Source organism: Spirosoma litoris (assembly GCF_054776755.1).
Window position 1 is genome coordinate 1 of sequence record NZ_BAAHBI010000032.1, and the last position, 22,101, is coordinate 22,101.

General features: G+C 47.0%; 17 protein-coding genes and 1 riboswitch. Of the genes, 3 read left to right on the plus strand and 14 right to left on the minus strand.

The genetic code is table 11. From position 1 onward, the window contains the following. Nucleotides 1-358 precede the first annotated feature (358 nt). Together ACYVGR_RS18630 and ACYVGR_RS18635 are read right to left on the minus strand one after the other, a co-directional pair. Nucleotides 359-946, minus strand: a complete 588-nt coding sequence (locus ACYVGR_RS18630) for an HD domain-containing protein (RefSeq protein ID WP_460959389.1) — start codon at nucleotides 944-946, stop codon at nucleotides 359-361. Between the two features lie 142 nt (nucleotides 947-1,088). Continuing rightward, nucleotides 1,089-2,708, minus strand: coding sequence for an FAD-dependent monooxygenase (locus ACYVGR_RS18635; protein WP_460959391.1), 1,620 nt, complete (start codon nucleotides 2,706-2,708; stop codon nucleotides 1,089-1,091). A gap of 95 nt (nucleotides 2,709-2,803) precedes the next feature. On the opposite strand from ACYVGR_RS18635, the gene ACYVGR_RS18640 reads away from it, so the two are divergent. Further along, nucleotides 2,804-3,775: a helix-turn-helix domain-containing protein gene (locus ACYVGR_RS18640; RefSeq protein ID WP_460959393.1), complete on the plus strand. Its 972-nt coding sequence runs from the start codon at nucleotides 2,804-2,806 to the stop codon at nucleotides 3,773-3,775. A 148-nt stretch (nucleotides 3,776-3,923) separates the two neighbouring features. Here the strand turns inward: ACYVGR_RS18640 and ACYVGR_RS18645 are convergent, their stop codons facing one another. From ACYVGR_RS18645 to ACYVGR_RS18675, 7 genes are all read right to left on the minus strand, one after another. Next, a complete protein-coding gene (locus tag ACYVGR_RS18645) occupies nucleotides 3,924-4,292 on the minus strand; it encodes a DUF4180 domain-containing protein (protein ID WP_460959395.1) in 369 nt (122 codons plus the stop codon). A gap of 14 nt (nucleotides 4,293-4,306) precedes the next feature. Next, nucleotides 4,307-4,864: a hypothetical protein gene (locus ACYVGR_RS18650; protein WP_460959397.1), complete on the minus strand. Its 558-nt coding sequence runs from the start codon at nucleotides 4,862-4,864 to the stop codon at nucleotides 4,307-4,309. 197 nt (nucleotides 4,865-5,061) lie between these two features. Next, nucleotides 5,062-5,565 carry an SRPBCC family protein gene (locus ACYVGR_RS18655; RefSeq protein WP_460959399.1) on the minus strand — a complete coding sequence of 168 codons (504 nt, stop codon included), beginning with the start codon at nucleotides 5,563-5,565 and terminating at the stop codon, nucleotides 5,062-5,064. After that, nucleotides 5,562-5,882, minus strand: a complete 321-nt coding sequence (locus tag ACYVGR_RS18660; RefSeq protein WP_460959401.1) for an ArsR/SmtB family transcription factor — start codon at nucleotides 5,880-5,882, stop codon at nucleotides 5,562-5,564. Before ACYVGR_RS18660 ends, ACYVGR_RS18655 begins: the two co-directional genes overlap by 4 nt. 247 nt (nucleotides 5,883-6,129) lie before the next feature. Next, on the minus strand, nucleotides 6,130-7,458 hold the full coding sequence (locus ACYVGR_RS18665; protein WP_460959403.1) for a voltage-gated chloride channel family protein: 1,329 nt from the start codon (nucleotides 7,456-7,458) through the stop codon (nucleotides 6,130-6,132). Nucleotides 7,459-7,494: 36 nt separating this feature from the next. Next, nucleotides 7,495-7,563: riboswitch (Fluoride riboswitch) on the minus strand. Nucleotides 7,564-7,793: 230 nt separating this feature from the next. Further along, a complete protein-coding gene (locus ACYVGR_RS18670; protein ID WP_460959405.1) occupies nucleotides 7,794-10,601 on the minus strand; it encodes a M14 family metallopeptidase in 2,808 nt (935 codons plus the stop codon). Nucleotides 10,602-10,818: 217 nt separating this feature from the next. Beyond that, complete coding sequence (locus tag ACYVGR_RS18675) at nucleotides 10,819-13,644, minus strand: M14 family metallopeptidase (protein WP_460959407.1); 2,826 nt, start codon at nucleotides 13,642-13,644, stop codon at nucleotides 10,819-10,821. Between the two features lie 451 nt (nucleotides 13,645-14,095). Here ACYVGR_RS18675 and ACYVGR_RS18680 point away from each other — a divergent pair, with 451 nt between their 5' ends. Both ACYVGR_RS18680 and ACYVGR_RS18685 read left to right on the plus strand, forming a co-directional pair. Beyond that, on the plus strand, nucleotides 14,096-14,896 hold the full coding sequence (locus ACYVGR_RS18680; protein ID WP_460959409.1) for an SDR family oxidoreductase: 801 nt from the start codon (nucleotides 14,096-14,098) through the stop codon (nucleotides 14,894-14,896). A 70-nt stretch (nucleotides 14,897-14,966) separates the two neighbouring features. Then, the gene (locus ACYVGR_RS18685) at nucleotides 14,967-15,887 is read left to right on the plus strand and encodes a helix-turn-helix domain-containing protein (protein ID WP_460959411.1); all 921 of its coding nucleotides are present in this window, start codon (nucleotides 14,967-14,969) and stop codon (nucleotides 15,885-15,887) included. A gap of 201 nt (nucleotides 15,888-16,088) precedes the next feature. On the opposite strand, the gene ACYVGR_RS18690 is transcribed toward ACYVGR_RS18685, so the two are convergent. From ACYVGR_RS18690 to ACYVGR_RS18710, 5 genes are all read right to left on the minus strand, one after another. After that, nucleotides 16,089-16,901 (minus strand): sugar isomerase domain-containing protein, encoded by an 813-nt coding sequence (locus ACYVGR_RS18690; protein ID WP_460959413.1) that lies wholly within the window; start codon nucleotides 16,899-16,901, stop codon nucleotides 16,089-16,091. Nucleotides 16,902-16,986: 85 nt separating this feature from the next. Further along, the gene (locus ACYVGR_RS18695; protein WP_460959415.1) at nucleotides 16,987-17,871 is read right to left on the minus strand and encodes an ROK family protein; all 885 of its coding nucleotides are present in this window, start codon (nucleotides 17,869-17,871) and stop codon (nucleotides 16,987-16,989) included. Nucleotides 17,872-17,891: 20 nt separating this feature from the next. Further along, nucleotides 17,892-20,033 (minus strand): outer membrane protein assembly factor BamB family protein, encoded by a 2,142-nt coding sequence (locus ACYVGR_RS18700; protein WP_460959417.1) that lies wholly within the window; start codon nucleotides 20,031-20,033, stop codon nucleotides 17,892-17,894. A gap of 285 nt (nucleotides 20,034-20,318) precedes the next feature. Continuing rightward, nucleotides 20,319-21,230, minus strand: a complete 912-nt coding sequence (locus ACYVGR_RS18705) for a helix-turn-helix domain-containing protein (RefSeq protein ID WP_460959419.1) — start codon at nucleotides 21,228-21,230, stop codon at nucleotides 20,319-20,321. 60 nt (nucleotides 21,231-21,290) lie between these two features. Beyond that, on the minus strand, nucleotides 21,291-22,094 hold the full coding sequence (locus ACYVGR_RS18710) for an SDR family oxidoreductase (RefSeq protein WP_460959421.1): 804 nt from the start codon (nucleotides 22,092-22,094) through the stop codon (nucleotides 21,291-21,293). Nucleotides 22,095-22,101 lie beyond the last annotated feature (7 nt).

Genomic DNA, 22,101 nt, shown 5'->3' on the forward strand with positions numbered 1-22,101 from the left:
CAAATCAATCAGATTTGTGGTCACAAACTACAACCTATCATTACAAGTTTAGAACTACCCTATTTTTTATAGAGTGTCAAATTGGTCTAATCGACTGAAGATAGTTTTCTGACAGGATTAACAGGATAAAACAGGATTAAGGCTAACGTGAATAATGGAGGATTTACGAATAGAATTATACTAGTTTTTTGTCATCCCGACGCCAGGAGGGATCTTCGGCAACTGGTTATTTACCAAAGATCCCTCCTGGCGTCGGGATGACAAAAAACAATCTTATAAATGATTGGTAATTAGTTAATAATTTCAGGTTTTATCCATTATTTACGTTAAGGCTAGAAGGAAATCCTGTTGTGTCCTGTTAATCCTGTCGAAAAAAGAAACTCGTCTCACCTGAAATATATTTTTCGTAGTCTACAATTTTTTCATGCAGGCGTTTTTCAAGATAGGCATTTCCGCCTTTTAACTCATTCAGCAGGGTTATTGCTTCCTGCCTGTATTCACTTTTTTTTGCACCGCTCCAATAGGTCGGCGGCACCTGAAGATTGGTTATGCGGTCGGCTAGTTTTACCGCCCAAACTTCGGGTGAAAGTTCTTTGATACGCCTTAAGCTATCCGCCATTTTTTCTGCTTTGGGTAGCGCATCGTTTTTGGTTAGTGCCGAAACTCCCTTCGCTACCTCGATGCCAAATTCGGTTGCGATTTCATCAAAAGAAGCCGATGTATCCTCCAGCGTATCATGTAGTAAGGCTAACTGGACGGCATAGCCCAGCTGGAAGTTTGGCGAATAAGGAGCGGCTACCAGAATTTCCATCGCCACATTGCTTAAGTGAACCACATAAGGCAGATTGCTACCCGGCACAAGCTGGTTTTCGGCTACATGTTTTGCCGTGGCAAACTTGATTGCCCGTTGATATAAAGACTGTATATCCATTCGTGCAGTATTCAAAGCTGACGTAGCGTAATTATCAGATCTGGTTCGGTCAGCAATGACAAAGCTAAATGTTCAGCCAGTAGGCTAACCAATCTTTATTAGTTATCGGCTGATGGATGGATTGTTTCTACAAGGAAAGTGTACAAAATCGTTGATTTCAAGCGAATAAATTCTGACCAAATGGTTTCAGAATCGCCGTTGTAAATAGCCCAAAACTTGCCAGGGCAGCAATCGTTCTGATGGTATTGACAAATTGCCATCGATTCCGAATTTCCTCCCAGTTGGTCGGTGCGGTTGATGGAGCCCAGCTAATAATCTGATTGTTGATCGGCACTTCAATGGCCACAGTAAGCACCAGCGTAATGACAAGAAGGGCGATTGACGCCAGCACAAAATAAAACTCTTTCGATTTTTTAGAAGCCATAAAATAGGCCGTCGCCGATAGCAAGGCAAGACAGGTTCCCGAGATAAATCGCATCGACAGGGCGAGGTTTTGAACACCCACATTGGCAATATGAATCAATTCATCTAGCGAAAATAGGTTGTAAGAACGGCTATACGATAACCAAACGCCCCAGAAAACGCCAACCGTAAGGAACATAACGAGGAGGGCGGCAAACTGCACGATCTTTGCTATTTTTAAATTCAATCGTTCTTTAAATCGCTTGCTCGAGTGCTCGGTCTGGTTGTGTATTCGATCATCGGCCGCAAGCGTTTCTTGCTGAACCGATGAAGCATAAGCCACCATTTTTTGTTCGTAATCATCGATTGCCGATTGACTGGTTGAAAAGTTACCGTTGGTTAGGTTGTTTGTCAATAACAGGGCGTCTTTCAGGCCCATGTTGACGCCCAATCCGCCAAATGGTGGCATAATATGGGCCGCATCGCCAATGACCGTAATACCCGTGTGTGGTGTTTGAATGGCATTCGCGTGGAAAATTCGTAATGGAAACCCATTGTAGGTATCACAACACCTAAACAGCTTGCTATAGATGGGATTCCAGCCGTTGAATAACTTACACAAAAATTGCCTGATCGCCGATGGATCTGTAAAGTCGAGGTGCGTATCCTTAATCCACTGCTCCGATTGCCGGAAGGATACATAAAAACATAAACTACCATCCCCTCTTTGCTGCATAAAAAATGATTTTTTGTCTTCCACATCGGCTAGATTATTTGCCTTAAGAAGTGCATAGATAGCAGGGCAATCGGCTTCCAGATTTTGTATTTCTCCCTGAATAACGTAGGTGCCTGTTTCTTCGGGAAGAGTGCTAGTAATGGCCTTCCGGGCCTTCGACATGCCGCCATCGGCCACAATGACCAAATCGGCCTTAGCTGTCGTCGTATCCTGAAAATGTAACGTAAAAACATCGGCCTCTTTCGTGATAGAAACAACATGCTTGTTCCAAACCACGGTTGTTTCAGGAAGACTATCCAATAGTAATTTTCGGAGAACAGGTCGGTCAATTTCAGGCTTGCTCGTGTCGGGCTTCATAGTCATCAGCACCTCGCCGTGCTTATTGCTGATAAGCATGCCGGTTGGGCGGGAATTCTTGTAAAATTCATCCAGTAAACCTGCCTGTTTCAATGCTTTTTGTCCGGTTTCTTTATGAAGATCTAAGGTGCCACCCGAAATTCGGGCAGTGGCATCTTTATCGCGTTCGTAGACGGTTACAGGTACACCTTTCAGATGCAGGAGTCTTGCGGCTGTAAGTCCGACGGGGCCACCGCCGATGATGGCAATTCGTTTTTGGTATACTAAGTTATTAGCTATCATAATTTGTTAAATCAGTAAGTATAGTGCAAAGGTCATTGCCGTTACTAAGATAAAATAGCTACTTTTCGCTAATTAATAGTCCAAAATCGTACAATATGGTCTTCGAGTTTAATTCATCGGAAGGGCCTGGTCTCATGGAAATGATTGCCCAATTATCAGGGCGTACCATCGAAAATGACGTGCTTCAATTACCTGAGACCATTGGGAAAGGGTATATTAAGCGGATTAAACTTGGGCCGTTGATGAGCATACTGATTCATCAATATGAACTGGCTGTAGAGGTAAGCGGTAAACGATTGGCGACCAAGTCGCGGAGCGATGTAATTACCTTTAGCTTCCGGAATGTAGTTAACCCACAGCGAGGGGTAGATAACCGGGGGCAGTCGGTACAATTGTTTCCGTCAGTGCAGGTGAGTTCGGCGGATATGGATTTAGACCTATCGTTTCCGATCCACGCAAAAATCAATACGATTATCGTTAGCGTTCATGTCGATTTGCTGAAAGAATTGATAAATCGAGACGACGAAGGTGTTGCCTTGAAAAATATTATTTCGGGCACTCAACCGTATCTATACGAAGAAATTGTTTCGGCAGAAATGCAGGAAATTGCTAGTAAAATAATATCAGCGTCCGCACCTGCTGAACTGCAGGATTTTTATTACAGAGTAAAAGCCGAAGAGTTAATTTACCTGTTCTTTACTGAATTATTAAAGCGAGAGAATACGAGCCATTATCCGGTAAACGTTGCCGATGTTAAACTGATTTATAGTATTCGGGATAACGTAATTTCGGACTTATCGAAACCCCCTAATTTGCCAGAACTTACGCACGTTTCGGGGATGAGTGAAAGTAAATTAAATCGACTATTTAAGCAGATTTTTGGCAATACTATTTATAATTACCATCAGCGTCTGAGAATTAACGAAGCTGCTTACTTACTAAAAAATAAAGGTCTGTCGGTATCGGAAGCTGGTTATCAAATGGGATTTACCAACTTAAGCCATTTTACACGAATCTTTGAACGGTACATGGGCATGAAACCTAAGCGGTATTCGAGTATGAACTGATAGATAGTTGGTTGATAATCTTGCTAATGTATGTTTAATAATAGAGATAAAATTGCTTGGTCTTTGTCATTCCGACGTCAGGAGGAATCTCTAGATTCTCGTTTAGGGAGTTTGAGATTCCTCCTGACGTCGGAATAATAAAAAAACATCATCGACCTAATATTTTTAACGCTTCTTCTAGCGAGCTAACAAAATTTATTTGGCCCATTTTATTACTTTCAAAAATGAAATCGTTTAGACTTTTGCTCGCATAAGAAGTGAAATCGCCAAGGATGGCGAGCTTAACTCTGAAATTTGAAAACGTTTGAAGTATTTCTCCCGCAATTCTCGTTTTTAGATCGAAAAAATCAGGACTAATACTCTTCTCGTGAACAATCACATTGTCGAAACCCTGATAATATAAGTTAGCGGCTAAATCTTTGCCGTCATCAATGTTTTTAATAAGAATACCAGTTGAAATAACCTCGGCAATTTTTAGGTCGTTTTTCTGGTGAGTTATAATTTGTAATTCCCCCATTTACTTAAGTCAGCTTATTGTTGAATACGTTTCTTTCGTAGGCTGTAAAAGATACCAGCCAGTAGCCCCATTAGTCCACCTAAATAGCTAAAGTCATGCATTGTACCAACGAGAATAAAGCTCTTTCGGTCGGTCAAATTATCGGGAAACCACCAGTCTACGGCTGTATTAGCTACATATAATGCACCGTAAATGAACCCGATAAGGCTAGTCAGGAAAGCAACAAAAATAGTTACGAATAGGGCGTTAATGGTTATTCGGAACATCTGCTGGGCGTCTTTATAAATGAAGCCGACAAGCCCCAAAATAAGACCGACTAGCAATCCCGTCCACCAGGTTGCCAGGAAACCAACTATAGCTACGTCTATACGCAGATTTCGGAAAAGGACTTCGTCGCCCGAATCCATAAGGCCGAATTGGTAAAACTTGAACTTGGTATAATACTCTGGCGAGATCGTGTAGGTAAGTTGATCGTGTACGATGCCATAAATACCGGCCATGAGCGAGGCAAGTAGGGTGATGTGTAGTAACGTCAACACTTTTTTACCTCGGCTGCTAACTACGGATATCATGAGGTTTCTGGTGATGCATCTGCCGCCAGATGTTTTAATAGCTTTGGCAAGAATACATAATGTTTGTTAATTTTTGCAATAGCTACTTGTTAGTAGTTTGATAATCAATAAAATAACTTGATCAAGCAAAACGGCCAGATACACATCATCGCCAAGCTATGACATGTATCTGGCCGTTCCAGTACGTATCCGTTTTACTACTTCTTCAAAGAAGGAAGCAATTCGTCTAAGCCTTCCATCGCCATTGACAGACCTTCTTTAAAGCCCATTTGTAGAGTGGCTTCCAGTTGGGCTAGGTCGTCATAGGAAATGTTGATTTCAACAAGTGTTACTTCGCCTTTATCAGCAAAGGTTACGTCCCAGGCCGACCGGGGCCAATCGGTTTTCAGTGTGCCATCTGGCTCGACAAAAGCGTCGAGCCCTTTGAAGTTTTGTTGCGGTTGAATGTGCTGATAATCAATCCAGGACCAATGTTCCTCACCTTCTGGTCCTACCATCGCATAATGCCAATGACCGCCTTCTCGGAAGTCCATTGTTTTGGTTCTTGCTTTCCAGGGTTTAGGGGCCCACCATTGGTCCAGAATTTCGCTTTTGGTGTACGCATCCCAAACCAAAGGGAGTTCGGCGGCAAATTCACGTTTTACCGTGATGGTGTTGTTGGCCTTATCTACGGAAAAATCAAATGCTAAGTTGGTGTTCATTTTCTGTCGTTTTTAAGTGTTGCTAATACATTGTCAAGTTCATTGAAGCGGCTTTCCCACAGCTTTCTGAACTGGTCGAGCCACTGATCGATTTCTTTCATTTTGGTTAGTTCCAGCCGGTAATAGATCTCTCGGCCTTGATGATCTTGCTTTACCAATTCGCACTCGGCCAATAGGTGGAGATGCTTGGATATCGCCTGTCGAGTTGTATCAAAATGTTCAGCAATAGCATTGGGTGTCATTGCCTGAGAAGCAATCAATAAAATAATGGCCCGCCTTGTTGGATCGGCAATGGCCTGAAAAACATCTCGTCTCATTGATTCTCTGATTTAGTTGTGCAACTAACTGGTTGCAAATATACGCGCAACTAATTGGTTGCGCAACTACTTTGGCAAAATAGATTCTAGATGTTTCTACAGATTCTCGGGGCCGCCCGCGCGGTCGATTCTACTTGATGGTTTAGGCGTTGATTATCAATCTAGTTTTCCCCAAATCGAGGCTGGCGGGACCCGTTGCCCATGATGCAGATAAATGTGAAGCGTCGACAGTTTGAGCGGGGCAAAATCAGTGTTTTGTGTAATCTTTTTTTGATCGAATCGTTCTCAAGTTGGCCAGATTTTGACCTGTATGGCGACTATAGACAAGGTGTTTGGGCTGCCCTATAACCTGCGAGCCATAGATACCCCGATGTCCAGAGAAGAAATAGGCCATCACACAGGCAATGGCAACATAGGGCCCACAATCTGCTCCAAACAGTTCTATTGCCATCAGAATACAGGCCAAAGGGGTGTTAGCAGCACCCGCAAACACCGCAACAAAACCCATCCCGGCCAATAGCCCAGTAGGCAATGGAATGAAATAGGAAAGTGCATTGCCTAGTGTAGCGCCAATAAAGAACAGCGGTGTAACTTCTCCACCTTTAAAAGCTGCACCAAGCGTTAAAGCGGTGAACAGGATTTTTAAGGCAAAGTCGTACGGTGGTAACGACGTTGTAAACGAAGCCACTATAGTCGGAATACCCAGGCCGATGTACTTGGTTGTTCCCAGCGCAAAAACTGCCAGCGCTACCAGTGTTCCGCCAAGTACCGGACGAAGTGGTGCGTAGGCAACCCGCTTTTTGAAAAAGCTGCTGATGGAGTGAGTGAGCGAACTAAATACGACGGAGCAACCGCCGAAAAGAGCCCCTGCCAGCATGGCCCATAACACATGGGCAACCGTGAGCTGAGGCACAATGGGAATGTGATAGTGAGTGTGACCAACACCCCAGGCACGAGTAGTCATGTCGGCAAAAAAAGAAGCTGCCAAGGCTGGAAACAGCCCGTCGTATTGGACTCGACCAAGTAAAAATACTTCCAGCCCAAAGATGGCTCCGGCCAAAGGTGTTCCAAATACTGAACCGAATCCAGCTGCAATGCCCGCAATCAGCAACAAGCGTCGATCTCGCGGACGCAGTTGGAAGAGTCTGGTAAACTGATCGGAGATAGACCCACCGATTTGCAAAGCCGTTCCTTCGCGACCTGCCGATCCGCCGAACAAGTGAGTGGCAATCGTACCGATCAGTACGAAAGGTGCCATTTTTAGCGGAACGATCTTTGACGGCCGGTGAATGTTAGCCAGCAGTAAATTATTCCCTGCTTCTACATCCTGGCCTGCGTAGTGATACAGAGCACCGACTAGAAATCCGGCCGCGGGCAACAGAGTAATGACCCATCGATGCGATTCTCGCCAGGCAGTTGCCCAATCGAGTGAAACCAGAAACAAAGCTGATGCGGAGCCGACTAACAACCCGATAAAGGCCGACAGTAGTAGCCATTTGACCAGAAAAAATAAAATGGGTTGCTTCCAGAAGAGTAGAGCAAGCGGACGTGGGATTCGAAAACGAGATGATGACATATAGCAATACCTATTAGAACGTTGAACCAACGTTTTGATCTAATAGGCGCCATCATCCCCACAAGAGGGCGGTTGGGTCAGGAAGACACCATTTCCTGTTACTCTATACAAAGATAAACGCTTACCAGTAACCCTGCAAGTAGATCGTATGGAAAAGTAAACCGCGCTTACCTCACAATCAAAGAGCGTGTGGGGGTAAGCGCGGTAGCTCGTTTTTAGTAGTACTCTTTCCATTCAGATTCTAGAGATTCTCAGGGCCGCCCGCACGGTTGATTCTATCGTTTCTGATTATCAGTACAATAGCAATCGGAAGAATCTATAGAAACAGTTAGAATCTAGTTTGTCAAAGCACTAGTTTGTGAGCCACTTTTGCCAGTGTTATAAAGCTGGTTGAACAGCAATTTAAACGTGCCCTGCGATTGTGCCCGGAAGGTAATTTCTGGCCCAAAGGCGTAGAATTTACCCGCACCCACTGGGGCCATAAAAGCGGCCACACCATCCTGTAGATAAGATTGGCCCCAAGCCCAACCACTGTGCAGCGGTTTGTTGGTGGCAAACCAGGCGAGGGGCGTTACCAGTCCTTTTGCAATGGCTTCGGGGGCTAGTTTAAATACTGGACTGGCATCGAAATAGACATCCGTTAACGTCGACAGACCATAGGTCGCCTGTTGAGTCGAATCCAGCGTTACCCGCAACACACTGCCCGGTATGTAGAATTTCTCGTTCGGCAAGGGGCGCTCGGTACCGGCAGCCGTCATTTCAGTCAGGGCATTTTTAATGGGCAGTTTCAGGTGATAAGCCAGATTGGTGCTGGTGCCAATCGTAACGACTGATCCGCCTGCTTCCAGGAATGCTTTGATTTGCGGAATCGACTTATTTGCCGTGATTTTGCCTAGCCACGGATGATACTCGGCTGGAATTTCATCAGCTTTCGGTTCGCGTCGGGCGGCAAAACCCGATGCTTCGTTTTCACGCCCAGCGGCTGGAATGGCCTGAGTAACAAAAACAATAACGTCGAATTTCTTTTTCAGGTCGCCCGCGTCAATGTCCTGAGCATAAATAACCTTCATCGGGAAATGATACTGCTCCATCAGCCAACGTACCCAACCCGATGGCATTGAGCCACCATATGTATCCCACAAAGCAATGCGCATGGGCGATACTTTGCTCATCGATGTGCTTGGCTTTTTGGCAATTCCCGTCACTTCGATCCCCAGATCTTTAGCTGATTTGTCCAGCAGCGATTTGGCCTTAGCCGAAGCCGGAACGAAGAAGGCACCTGATTCTACGGTCGATTTGCCACCGACACCATTGGGCAGACGGAACACATCGATACCCGAAGCCAGCAGGTCGTTGACGGCAATGAACGAATTGTTGGCTTTGGCGCTGAGGATATAACCACCGCCCGTAGCTCCCGTTACATGACCTTCGGGCGATTGGAGTTCACCGTAAGGCAGTTTCTTGAAGGGGCCATCGAAACCATCCAGAACCCGGTCAAACCGAACATTCATCAGGTAAGCCAGCGTCCAGCCAGCAGCATCGTACGGTTTGAGCGGAGGGCCACCTGGGTACTGGAAATCGTTGGGGTAATCCTGCGGCTCGAACATATCCAACACATGTGGCCGGAATGCCTGATCTGTTTTGACCACATAGGAGCCTGCTAGGTATTTCTTGCCTGCAACGGTAAAATCGGCAGTTGCCTGCTGAACTTGTATGCCATTCTTCATCAAGGCATTAATGAACGTAACAGCCGTTGCAAAATCGGGCTGATTGACCGGAATGATGAACCCACGAGGATCACGGAGACTAGGGGCTTTTACGAGCGAGTCATAATAAGCCGTGGGAATGTCGCCAGCCCGTGGGGCTGTCTCGCTGGAAGTTCGACTAGCAGGGCTGTTTTTTCGCTGATCGGCCTGATAAATGGGCGTGATGGAATTAATGCGTTTAGGATACAGCGTCCAGGAATCTTTGCTACCTCGTTCGATGGAGTTTTTGCCCATCCGATAAATCCCGTACAATAGTTGATCGTGTTGACGAGCGGCATAATCCAGTACGGCATAATTGAGTGACAGCGAATAGTCGATGGATTGCTTAAAATGCCATTTCTGCGGGGTGATTGGGAATGGCGAATTCACATTGGGAATCAGTCGATCGGGGACGAGCGGGATAGCTTCGGGCGTTGGGTTGCCAATGATTTCAGTCAATAGCCCAATCATATTGTGGAAGAGCGTCGTAGAACGTAACCCCCCATTAAACCAGTTCGAATAAGGTGTGCCGGTTAGGCGCGTGTAGCCTGGTTTGTTCTCCGTGTTCAGGCGGTTGATCATTGCTGAGCCAAGCGCATCCATGCCCGTTACGGTCAGTGGATCGAGCACATAGTTGAACGGATCGCGTAGGGGAGGCCCAGCCAGGACAGTACCCGTTGGCCCGCGCTGGTGGTGATTATACAGAATCTGGGGAATCCATTCGACAAACAATTGGCGGCCAATATTTTGGGTTTCCCGCTGATTCATGATAAAGAAGTCGCGGTTGTTATCATGCCCGATGTATTTCTGATATAGTTTGGGTAGAAATTCCTGCGTACGTTTTTCTGGGTTCGGCTCGCGCATGTACCAGTTACCCACAAGTTCGTGCCCATCGGGATTGGCATGGGTGAGCAGAACAACCACATTGTCGAGGATGCGAAGCGTTTCGGGATCTTTTCGACTCACTAATTGCCAGGCTGTTTCGATGAGTTGCATTGTCCCGACCGTTTCTGTCGAATGAAGACCACCATCAATCCAGACCACGGCTTTCCCTTCGTTTGCCAAAGCCTGTGCCTGCTCATCGGTGAGGTTTTCGGCGTGGGCGAGTTGCTGGGAAATCTCCTTGTAACGAGCCAGTTTTTTGATATTCTCAGGCGACGAAACAATCAGCATATACTGGTGCCGACCTTCGGCGGTTAGCCCGATATCGACTAGCTTAGTCCGATCCGAAGCTGCTAATTTCTTGAAATACGCTTCGGTCTGCGTGTAGTTCGAGAGTTGATAATCATCGCCAATGTTGAAACCAAAATGCTCCTTGGGCGATGGGATTGTCTGCGATTTCCCAACTGTTTGACTGAACAACAAGAGGGCAATACCCAATTTGAAAAGTTTGATCATTAGAGAGGAGATTGGATGATGAAGAAAAACAATCAAGACTGAGTTACCCCAGCGTGATGTCGGTTTTGAGAAACCGACATCACGGTACATCACGGTGATGGCATCTCACAAAAGCAAACCGCGCCCTGCATCATATCCAAAAGGAGTGTGACACCGGACGCGGTTGCGAGCTTTCAGTTATTGAGGAAGTGTAATTTATCGTTAATTCAGTGAAGTATTACTCACTGACAATATCGCTGCCTTGTGATCCACTTTTGCCCGAGCCGTAAAGCTGGTTGAAAAGCAGTTTGAAGGTGCCCTGCGCCTGTGCCCGGAAGGTAATCTCTGGTCCGAAGGCGTACAATTTACCCGCACCCACTGGGGCCATAAAGGCGGCTACACCATCTTGCAGATACGATTGTCCCCAGGCCCAGCCACTACGTAGCGGCTTATTGGTATCAAACCAGGCGAGGGGTGTTACCAGTCCTTTGGCAATGGCTTCCGGCGCGATTTTAAACACCGGGCTGGCATCAAAATAAACATCAGTCAGGCTAGGCATACCCCAGGTGGCGTGCTGAGTTGAGTCCAGATTCACGCGCAAAACACTACCTGGAATGTAGTACTTCTCGTTCGGCAGTGGGCGCTCGGTACCGGCAGCTGTCATTTCGGTCAGGGCGTTTTTAACGGGTAGCTTTAGGTGGTACGCCAGGTTGGTGCTGGTGCCAATCGTAACGACTGATCCGCCTGCTTCCAGGAACGCTTTGATTTGCGGAATCGACTTGGTGGCCGTGATTTTGCCTAGCCACGGACGGTATTCTGCGGGTGTGCTTTCTTCTTTTGGCTCCCGATCGAAACCACGGAAAATGTCGTTATCAGCACCCGTTGCTGGCGGAATAGCGCGGGTTACGAAGATGATAACATCGAACTTCTTCTTCAGATCACCCGCATCAATGTCCTGTGGATAAATAACCTTCATCGGGAAATGATATTGTTCCATCAGGAAACGAACCCAACCCGATGGCATTGAGCCACCATAGGTATCCCACAAGGCAATCCGCATAGGCGATACTTTGCTCATCGATGTGGTTGGCTTTTTGGCAATTCCCGTCACTTCGATCCCTAAATCTTTAGCTGATTTGTCCAGCAGCGATTTGGCTTTAGCCGAAGCGGGAACGAAGAATGCCCCTGATTCTACGGTCGATTTGCCACCGACACCATTGGGCAGTCGGAACACATCAACACCAGAGGCTAATAAATCATTGACGGCAATGAACGAGTTGTTGGCTTTGGCGCTCAACAAATACCCACCGCCCGCAGCTCCCGTTACATGACCTTCGGGCGATTGGAGTTCACCATAAGGCAGTTTCTTGAAAGGGCCGTCAAACCCGTCCAGAATCCGGTCAAATTGAACATTCATGGTATAGGCCAGTGTCCAACCAGCGGCATCGTATGGACGAACTGGAGGGCCACCTGGATACTGGAAATCGTTCGGGTGATCTTGTGGCTCGAACATGTCCAATAAGTGCGGACGGAACGCCTGATCTGTTTTGACCACATAAGAGCCTGCCGGATATTTCTTGCCCGCTACCGTAAAGTCGGCTGTAGCCTGTTGAATCTGGATGCCTGTACGAATCAACGCGTTAACAAACTTAACGGCTGTAGCGAAATCAGGCTGATTGGCTGGAATGATAAACCCACGGGGATCACGCAGCGTCGGAGCTTTCATGATCGTGTCGTAGTATTTAACTGGCATGCCACCCCCGCGTGGAATAAAGCCATATTGTGCTAAAGCAGCGTTGGTCGAAGTTGACGTTGGCTTCTTAGGATCGGTCTGAAAGGCGTGGTTGATGGCGTCGATCTTCTTCGGCGACAGTCCCCAGTAATCTTTACTACCCCGGTCGATGGAGTTTTTGCCCATGCGGTAGATGTTCATTAACAACTCATCCCGATAGCGAGCAGCGTAATCCAACACAGCATAGTTTAGTGACACCGAATAATCAATAGACTGTTTAAAATGCCATTTCTGAGGAGTTACAGGAAACGGCGTATTGCCGTTCGGAATCAGGCGGCTAGGCACCAGCGGAACTTCTTCGGGTGTTGGGTTGCCGATGATTTCGGTCAACAAACCAATCATGTTGTGGAAGTGCGTGGTTGTACGCAGACCGCCATTATACCAGGTCGAGAAAACTGAACCACCCAAACGGGTATAACCCGGCTTGTTTTCAGCATTCATCCGGTTAACCATAGCCGCACCCAGCGCGTCGATACCCGTTACCATTAACGGATCGAACACGTAGTTAAACGGATCGCGGTAAGGCGGCCCTGCCAGTACCGAACCTGCCGGGCCAGCCTGGTGGTGGTTATACATGATCTGAGGAAACCACTCGACAAACAATTGACGACCAATGTTTTGGGTTTCTTTCAGGTTCATGATAAAGAAATCGCGGTTGTTGTCGTGACCGGCATATTTCTCATACAAACGAGGAACGTTATCCAGCGACCGTTTTTCTGGTTTTGGCTCACGCATGTACCAGTTCGTTACAATCTCCTGGCCGTCGGGATTAGCGTGGGTCAGCAGGATAACTGTATTATCCAGAATCCGCATCGTTTCTGGATCTTTCCGGCTCGTCAACTGGTAAATGGTTTCGATTAGCTGGTGGGTACCAACGGTTTCGGTGGCATGCAGACCGCCATCAATCCAAACCACCGCTTTACCTTCGGTAGCCATCGCACGGGCCTGATCTTCAGTCAGTCCTTCGGCGCGGGCCATTTTCTGTGAAATCTCTTTAAAGCGCGACAGATTCTTCAGGTTGGCAGGCGACGAAACGATGAGCATGAATTGGTGTCGACCTTCTTCGGTCAGGCCAATGTCCATCAACTTTGTTCGATCCGAGGCCGCAGCTACTTTCTTAACGTACGCTTCGGTTTGGGTGTAGGTCGCGAGTTGGTAATCATCGCCGATATCGAAACCAAAGTGTTCCTTGGGCGAAGGAATTGTCTGAGCCAATGCTGTGCTGAGACTGACCAGCAGCATAGCAAAGACTGAGTAAGTAGAATAACGCATTATTGATGAATTGATTTGGGTTTTATACGAGTTAGTATAGAGGTGTGCAGTTTCAATTGACGAAAGTGCCAAAAGGCATAGATTAGATCGGGATTCAATATAATTTATTGGATTTTATTAATGAGTATACAGGGAGAAGAAAATTCTTAATAACCCGTTAATTTAAATATAATCTTCTTTATCTTCAATAAACAGCGGTTGCAGTCGGTTGTAAATGCTGACTGGGCGATTAATGGAATAAATCAATGAATAAGGCCTTTGGTAAACCTTGAGTTGGTTTTGAATTAGGTAGAAATACCGGTGGCGAACAGTTGATGTTGAGAGTATATAGGAAAGCCATTTGCTGATACTTTAAGGCTTTTCACCATTTTGACTACAAGATTTACCAGTTTCGCTACAGGCACCAACCGCTGGCACATGAGCTTTGCATCTCGAAAACAAACGAGAGCAAATGAAAAAGACCATTTTTATTACCGGTGCTTCGACCGGAATTGGTAAGGCAACAGCAAAACTATTTGCCGCCAAAGGCTGGAATGTGATTGCTACTCTGCGTAAGCCAGAGGCCGAAAGTGAACTGAATTTACTAGACAATATAACCCTAATGCCGCTGGATGTGACAGATAGGGAGCAGATTAAAGAGACTACTCGGAAAGCTCTGTCATTGGGCGATATAGATGTCGTGTTTAACAATGCAGGTTACGCGTTGATGGGTGCTCTGGAAGCCACTACCGACGAGCAACTGGTTCAGCAAATGGAAACTAATTTCCTGGGCGTTGTTCGGGTTACGCAGGCGTTTATTCCCTACTTTCGGGAGAAGAAAGCCGGGTTGTTTATCACTACAGGTTCGTCGGCGGGTTTGATGGGTTTTCCGATTAGCTCAATGTATGATGCCAGCAAATGGGCGCTGGAAGGCTGGAGCGAAAGCCTCTCGTTTGAATTAGCCGAATTCGGGATCGGTATCAAAACCATCGAACCGGGTCTGGTGGCTACCGAAATCGGGTCTAAATCGGTGATTGTTTCGCATCCGGCTTATGAGTCGTTGCTGGCGAAATTTCTGGCAGTTGTCACGCCCGATAAAGCGGCTTCTACGGCTGAACAGATTGCCGAAGTGGTGTATGAAGCCGCTACGGATGGCAAGCATACATTGCGCTATGTGTGTGGCGAAGATGCTAAAACCCTGTATGCCCAGCGCCTTGCCGTAGGCGATGAGGCTTTCCGGGAAGGTATTAAGCAACTGTTGGCAGAAGCCTGATGAACGTATTGGAATTACTTTGCCGGTACAAATGGTTTCTCATCTGTACCGGCAATATCTTTAGAGAGCTATGAAAGGAGAGCAGCGCAACAAACCACGGGTCTATCAGTCTATTACAGAAATGCAACGGGCTTTTGGTTTGCCACGACCCTTGCATCCGCTGATTAGTATGCTGGACTACAGCAAAGTGAGAATCACCAATGAAATGTTGGCAGCCCCCTTTGTGATGGATTTCTACAACATTACCTACAACGAATCGGCAGGTTGTCGAATGAAGTATGGCCAGACGACCTACGATTTCGATGAGGGCGGTATGTTTTTTACGTCGCCAGGGCAGCCGTTAACAGGCTTTCAAACGCCCAATGATAGCGTAGGGTTTACTTTGCTGGTACACCCCGATTTCCTTCGGAATTATCAACTGGATACCAAAATCAAAAACTATGGGTTTTTCTCGTATTCGGTGACCGAATCATTACACGTATCGGATAAGGAAAAAACGATCATTACCACGATTGCTAAAAACATAGGCGATGAACTGGAAACGGCTATCGATGACCTAAGCCAGGATGTGTTGATATCGCATCTGGAACTGCTGTTTAACTATAGTCAGCGCTTTTACAAGCGTCAGTTTATTACCCGCAAGTCGATCAATAATGCCTTACTGGAGAAATTCGACCTGTTACTGCATACCTACTTTGACGACGAAACGGCCTTGCTGAAAGGCCTGCCAACGGTTCAATACTTTGCCGACGAATTACAGGTTTCGCCGAGGTATTTAGGCGATATGTTGCGGGCGCTAACCGGGCACAATACGCAACAGCATATTCATAATAAACTCATTGAAAAAGCAAAGGAGGTGTTAGCTATTAGCGATCTGACGGTGGGCGAAATTGCCTATATGTTGGGTTTCGAGCATCCTCAATCCTTTAGCAAACTGTTTAAATCAAAAACGAATTTTTCTCCGCTTGAATTTAGAGCGAGCTTTAATTAAAAAATAGTAACCTTACAAATTCGCTAACCACAGAGGTACAGAGGACGCAGAGGTTAATAGTGGCTTACCTCTCTGTGCCTTTGTGGTTAAATTTAATCTGAATCTGCTCTAATGTATGACCCCATCGGGGTCACACAAAAATTAACTGTCTGGTTGCTTAAATCGTAAATACTATAGCTTACTTTCTGATCCGTTTTAGGCCTACTTTGTATATTCTGATTCACTAACATACGACGGAACGCCAACCCGCTCGTAGAGTTTTGCCATCCGGTGGGCGTGTTCATCGTATGCACTTTCGAATAACGATACCGCCCGTTCTGGCCCTACCACATTAGCCGCCGAAAGTACTCTGGGAGGATGACCGGCCTGCGTCAGTAGATTGGCGACTTCGGCTTTGATGCAGTTTACCAGAATAGCTCCACCCACAGTTGATCCGGGCGATACCGGCGTATCTAGTCCCGGAACAGTTACCATTGCGTCGCCCATGGCTGCGCCTGTATCCAGCACTAAATCAGCGAAGTCGCTCAATTTTTTACCATCGGCCCGTTTGCTGATGCTGTTATCGGCATGCTGTTTGGTAATCAGGGCAACAACCTTTACCCCCCGTTTCTGAAACAACTCTGCCATTTCGATAGGCACGACATTACAGCCGCTTGACGAAATCACCAGCGCCGAATCCTGCTCCGACAGATCATAATTCCGCAGAATACGCTGAGCCAGGCCGGGCACATTTTCCAGAAACATAGCCTGCCGCTGTCCATTGGCCCCTACCACCAGATTATGAAACGAAAGCGACAACTCGACAATTGGGTTGAAGCCGGGAAAAGAACCATAACGCGGCCACATTTCTTCGACCATGATACGACTATGGCCACTACCAAACAGATGCACCATCCGCCCGGCGAGAATCGTCTGACTAAACCATTGGGCGGCTTGTTGAATGGCTTCAGCTTGTTGTTCGGCTGTTTCCAGAATCGCTCTGGTTTTTTTAATGTATTGGGAGGTGAGAGACATCGTTAAGAAGTTAAAATGGTTTTAAGTTCCATGTTTCAAGTTCCATGTTTCAGGTTGGGCCAGTTAAACATGGAACCTGAAACAATTATTCCTGAAAACTAGCCGCTGCGCCAATGGCACCGGCCCAGTCTTCAAAATGTGCTTTACAAATAATGGTTTTCTTGCCACTGGGTCGCCATTCGAATAAGTCCATGAAGGTTTGTAAGGGTGTAAACAAGGCATCGTTCGCCTGTGTAATGCCCCCACCCAGCACGATCACTTCGGGCGAAAACGAATTGGCGATGGACGCAAGGGCTACAGCCAACCGGCGTACAGACGTTAGCCAGACGAGCGTGGCTATGGGTTCACCTTGGGCATAGCCATCGAGCAATTCATGCGTGCTCTTATACCGGCCATATGATCGGCGACTAACCGTTACATTTCCGATGGCATCCTCTAGACTGCCGGGCGCGTTGGTTACGTCGAGTTGGTCGCTGTCGGCATCGACAGTCATATGGCCCATGTGGCCTGCCATCTGAAAAAAGCCCTGGTATAATTGACCATTGACCAACAAACCACCGCCAACCCCCGTGCCCAGCGTGAGCATGGCAGCGTTGGAAATGTTTCGGGCGGCACCAAAGCGGGCTTCGGCCAGGACGGCGGCATGAGCATCGTTCAGTACCCAGACTCGTTCGTTCAGGAAATCTCCCCATGCGAATCCTTCCAGCCCTGGCAAACGACCCGGCATACAGGCAATGGCCGAATTATCTGTATTAGGCAATCCTGGAGCCGCTAAACCGACGCCCAAAATGGGCTCGCTCGTGCTGGCCTTCAACTCCTGAACGGTTTGAGAAATAACCGTTTTCCAACTGTTGGTTTCACCGTCGTTGGTAGGTGTGATTCGCTTCTCTAAAACCTCCCCCGTTCTTGTATCAATGAGGACTCCTTTGATTCGGGTACCGCCTAAATCAATACCGATGGCCTGGTTCATAATAAGTTAAAATTGTTGGCTTACGGCAAGGCAAATGCTACGTAACTATCGCCTTTTGCCGCGCCTAATTTGGTGCCTCCGCAAGCCAGAACGACATATTGTTTGCCATTCACCTCATAAGTACTAGGGGTGGCAAACGCTGCGGCTGGGAGTTTTGTCTGCCAAAGTAGCTTACCTGTTTTTCGCGAATAAGCTTTGAATAGTCCGTCTTTAGTACCGGCAATAAACAGTACTCCACCAGCCGTAATGACCGGTCCGCCGTAGCTTTCTGAGCCAGTTGGTTCTTTAGTCTTCAGTTCTGGATAATTTCCCAGAACCGTTTTCCAAACGTATTCGCCCGTGTTCAGGTTGATTGCGTTCAGTGTGCCCCAGGGAGGACTAACCGCCGGATAACCGTTTTTGTCCAGAAACTTGCTGTAGCCCGAAATCTGGTACGGGACTTTTGTTTTGGCTTGCTCAGCTTTACTTAAGCCCGGTTCGGCGTCATGGCTTTGTTCCTTGCTCTCATCTCCGAAAAGAAACGACAGCAATGACTCTTTTTCCTTAGCAGACAAGCTGGGAAATCCGGGCATCATCCCTTTCCCGTTCGAAACGATGTTATGGACAAATGCCTTATTCCGGCGTTTTCCAATGTCGACTAACGAAGGAAAGCCACTGGCCGGATTCCCTTTTCGCTCGGCACCGTGGCATTGCGCGCAAGTGGTGGTATACACCCGTTGACCAGGACTGAGTTGAGCCAGCTGATCGTTGGACATTTTCTTGTTCAGTGAAATCAACCAGGCCATCTCATTGCTGTTGACATACATAATGCCGTCTGGATCTACAGCCGCTCCGCCATATTCGGCCCCACCATCGAGGCCCGGATAGATAATAGTACCCCCTTTGCTGAGCGGTGTAAATGCACCCTGGTAACGGCTTTTTTTGAGCGTTGCCTGTAACTCTGCGCGATTTTCGGCCAGAGGGCTGATATCTACTTCGGTTAATATATTTCGGGCGTACGGAGCTGGTTTGGTCGGAATGGGTTGCGTTGGCCAGGCTTTTTCACCTTCCACATCTGAAGCGGGCATGGGCGTTTCCTTGATTGGGAACAGCGGTTTACCCGTTACCCGGTCGAACAAAAATACATAGCCCTGTTTACTCACCTGCGCTACCGCATCGACCTTCTTGCCATTGTGAGTGACCGTCACCAGATTGGGTGGAGAAGGGGCATCGCGGTCCAGAATGTCATGGTGAACGAGTTGAAAATGCCAGAGCCTTTTGCCGGTTTTAGCGTCGAGAGCTAGCAGACAGTTGGCAAACAGATTCGCTCCCAGCCGATTCCCACCGTAAAAATCAAAAGCCGCTGATCCAGTCGGTACGTATAAAATACCCCGTTGACGATCAACCGCCATACCCGACCAGTTATTCGCGGCACCTACATCCGTATTTTTATAGGTATCCTTAGGCCAGGTTTCATAGCCAAACTCGCCCGGTTGTGGAATCGTATGGAACACCCACGCCAGCTTGCCGGTCTGGATATTAAACGCCTGAATATGACCCAAAGCCGCGTCGGCCCCTTCCGAAAGGCGCATCGGCATGATGATCAGGTCGCCATATACCGTGCCAGGTGTGTTGGAGATAACCGATTTGTCTTTTGCTGTTGGGCCTAATCCGGCTTTCAGGCTAGTGCGGCCCTGATCGCCAAACGAGTTGACAGGTTTGCCGGTGGCCGCTTCGATGGCATACAACCAGGGACCATTGGTGAACAGAATACGTTTGTCGTCACCCTTTTCCCAGTACGTAACTCCCCGGCTGGTACTACCCGAACGAGCCATTGCCCGTACCGTTGTGGTATCCTTTCGTGTCCAGATGTGCTCACCCGTAGCGGCATTAAGGGCGAAAGGTTGAGTGGTAGCCGTCATGCCATACAACACCCCATTTTTGATGATCGGGTTGCACTGAATTTGCCCTGAATCCAGCGTGTGATATTCCCAGGCCAGCTTCAGCTTACTCACATTGGTGGTATCAATTTGGGTAAGCGTGGAGTAGTGGTTACGGTCGGGGCCACCCAGATATTCCGGCCAGTCGTTGCCAGAGCCAGGTGGATCAAGTTTATTTGTCAGAGTAGCCGCTATAAATAATATAGCCGATAGAAAGAGTAAGGGGAGCAAAAAACGTTTCATAGGAGTAGGAGACAGTCAATGCCTAAATATACTGTCTGTTGAAACATACCCTTTGCTCAGCGAACGATTATTCCAGTTTACTGACTGGCCAGTGAAATTAGATTTGAGTATTTTGTGTGACCCCGAATTGATTTTTAACGCGGGCAAAATCCCGTAGGGGTCAAACAGTGCAGCGTCGGTAGACGTGTCTCATGTTTTGAAATCGTTTTTTCTACCGACGTTGCGCTGTGAAGGCCCTAGGGGGCGTTTCTAATCCCAAACTCACGTTTGTTAAGTAACTCACAACTAATTGAACGTTTGCCGAAACTCCAATGGAGAGCTATTCGTTTTCTTTTTAAAGAGTTTGTTGAAGGATTGTGGGTATTCAAACCCCAACTGATAGGCAATTTCGGCGACAGACAGATTGGTTATAGTCAGGTATTCTTTCGCTTTCTCAATCAGTTTTGCCTGAATGTGTTGCTGGGCACTTTGACCCGTAAGAGAACGCAACATGTCGCTTAAATAGTGAGGTGTCATGTTGAGTTTTTCGGCTATTTCTTCAACGCTGGGAATCCCATTCTCCAGACTTTTTTGCTGATCAAAATGGTCATTTAGCAGGGCTTCCATTCGGGTGAGTACATCATGGTTTACCGATTTGCGGGTAATGAATTGTCGTTCGTAAAAACGATTGCTGTAATTCAATAGCAGATCGATCTGGGAAAGAATGATGTCCTGCGTATGCCGGTCGATATGCTGGCATTCTGCATTGATTTTTTCAACCAGGTCAACGATGTCTTTCTCTTCTTTTTCGGAAAGATGCAACGCTTCATTCACCGCATACGAAAAGAATCCATACGTTTTGATGGTTGTAGCAAGCGGGTGTTTGTAGAGAAAATCGGGATGGAACAACAGCGCGGTTCCCGTTCCAGACTCTGATCTTAATATTTCTCCGTGCGGAGCATCGAGTGATTGGACCTGTTTAGGCGCAATAAACGTCATTAAGCCTTTGTCGTAATCGTAGTACTGCTGGCCGTATTTTACTTTTCCTACAATATCTCTTTTTAAAGACACGCAATAGAAGTTCAATGAAAACTGTTTCCAGATCTCACTATCCCTAAACCGCATATCTGCCACGCGCACTACGCTTACCAACGGATGTAGAGGTTCGGGTAAGGATACCAGCCGATGAAACTCGGATATGGAATTGATGCTATTCATGTTGGCTCTTTTTGATTATCAACAGGCAGTTGCCATCTAAACAACTGCCTGTTTTAACGATTATCCCAGAATCTGCGTTCTGATCTCTTTTCGGGATTCTTCGCTGCCAATTTCTAACCGCCTGGCATACATTGCGTTGGCATCTGCACCGGCAACATACCGTATCTGGTCTTTACCGTCGGTGGCTGCTTCATAAACAACTTCGGCCATCTGTTCTGCCGTAGCGGCTGCCTGCATCATACTATCCGTAAGCGCGAACAACTTATCCTCTAGCGCTTTATAGGCAGGGTTAGAATTTCGATCAAGAGATCGATAGAGGAAATCAGTGGCAATGCCACCCGGAGCAACGGTTTTTATACCAACATTGTGTACACCCAATTCAAAGGACATACTTTCTGACCAGCCTTCTACGCCAAATTTAGTTGCGTGATAAATGGAATGCAACGGAAATCCCAACAGGCCGCCCATAGACGTTGTGCTGATAAACAGACCACTTTTCTTTTCTCGGAAATGGGGGATAAACGCATGCGTTACCCGTATTACGCCTAAAAGATTCGTATTGATCTGTTTTAAAATCTGATCATCGTCAAGGGCTTCCAGGGCACCCATTAGTCCATAACCAGCATTGTTAAAAACGACATCGATTGTATGTAACGAAATGGCCTTTGCAACAGTGGATTGAATTTGCTCCGAGTTCGTCACATCCAGTGGCAACAGGATTACGTTTTCCAATTGGCTCAGTTCGGTTTCTTTATCCGGGTGTCGCATCGTGGCAATAACGTTCCACCCTTTTCCCTGAAATAATTTAGCCGTCGCTTTTCCCAGGCCCGTTGATGCACCTGTTATAAAAATTGTTTTTTGCATGTTGCTT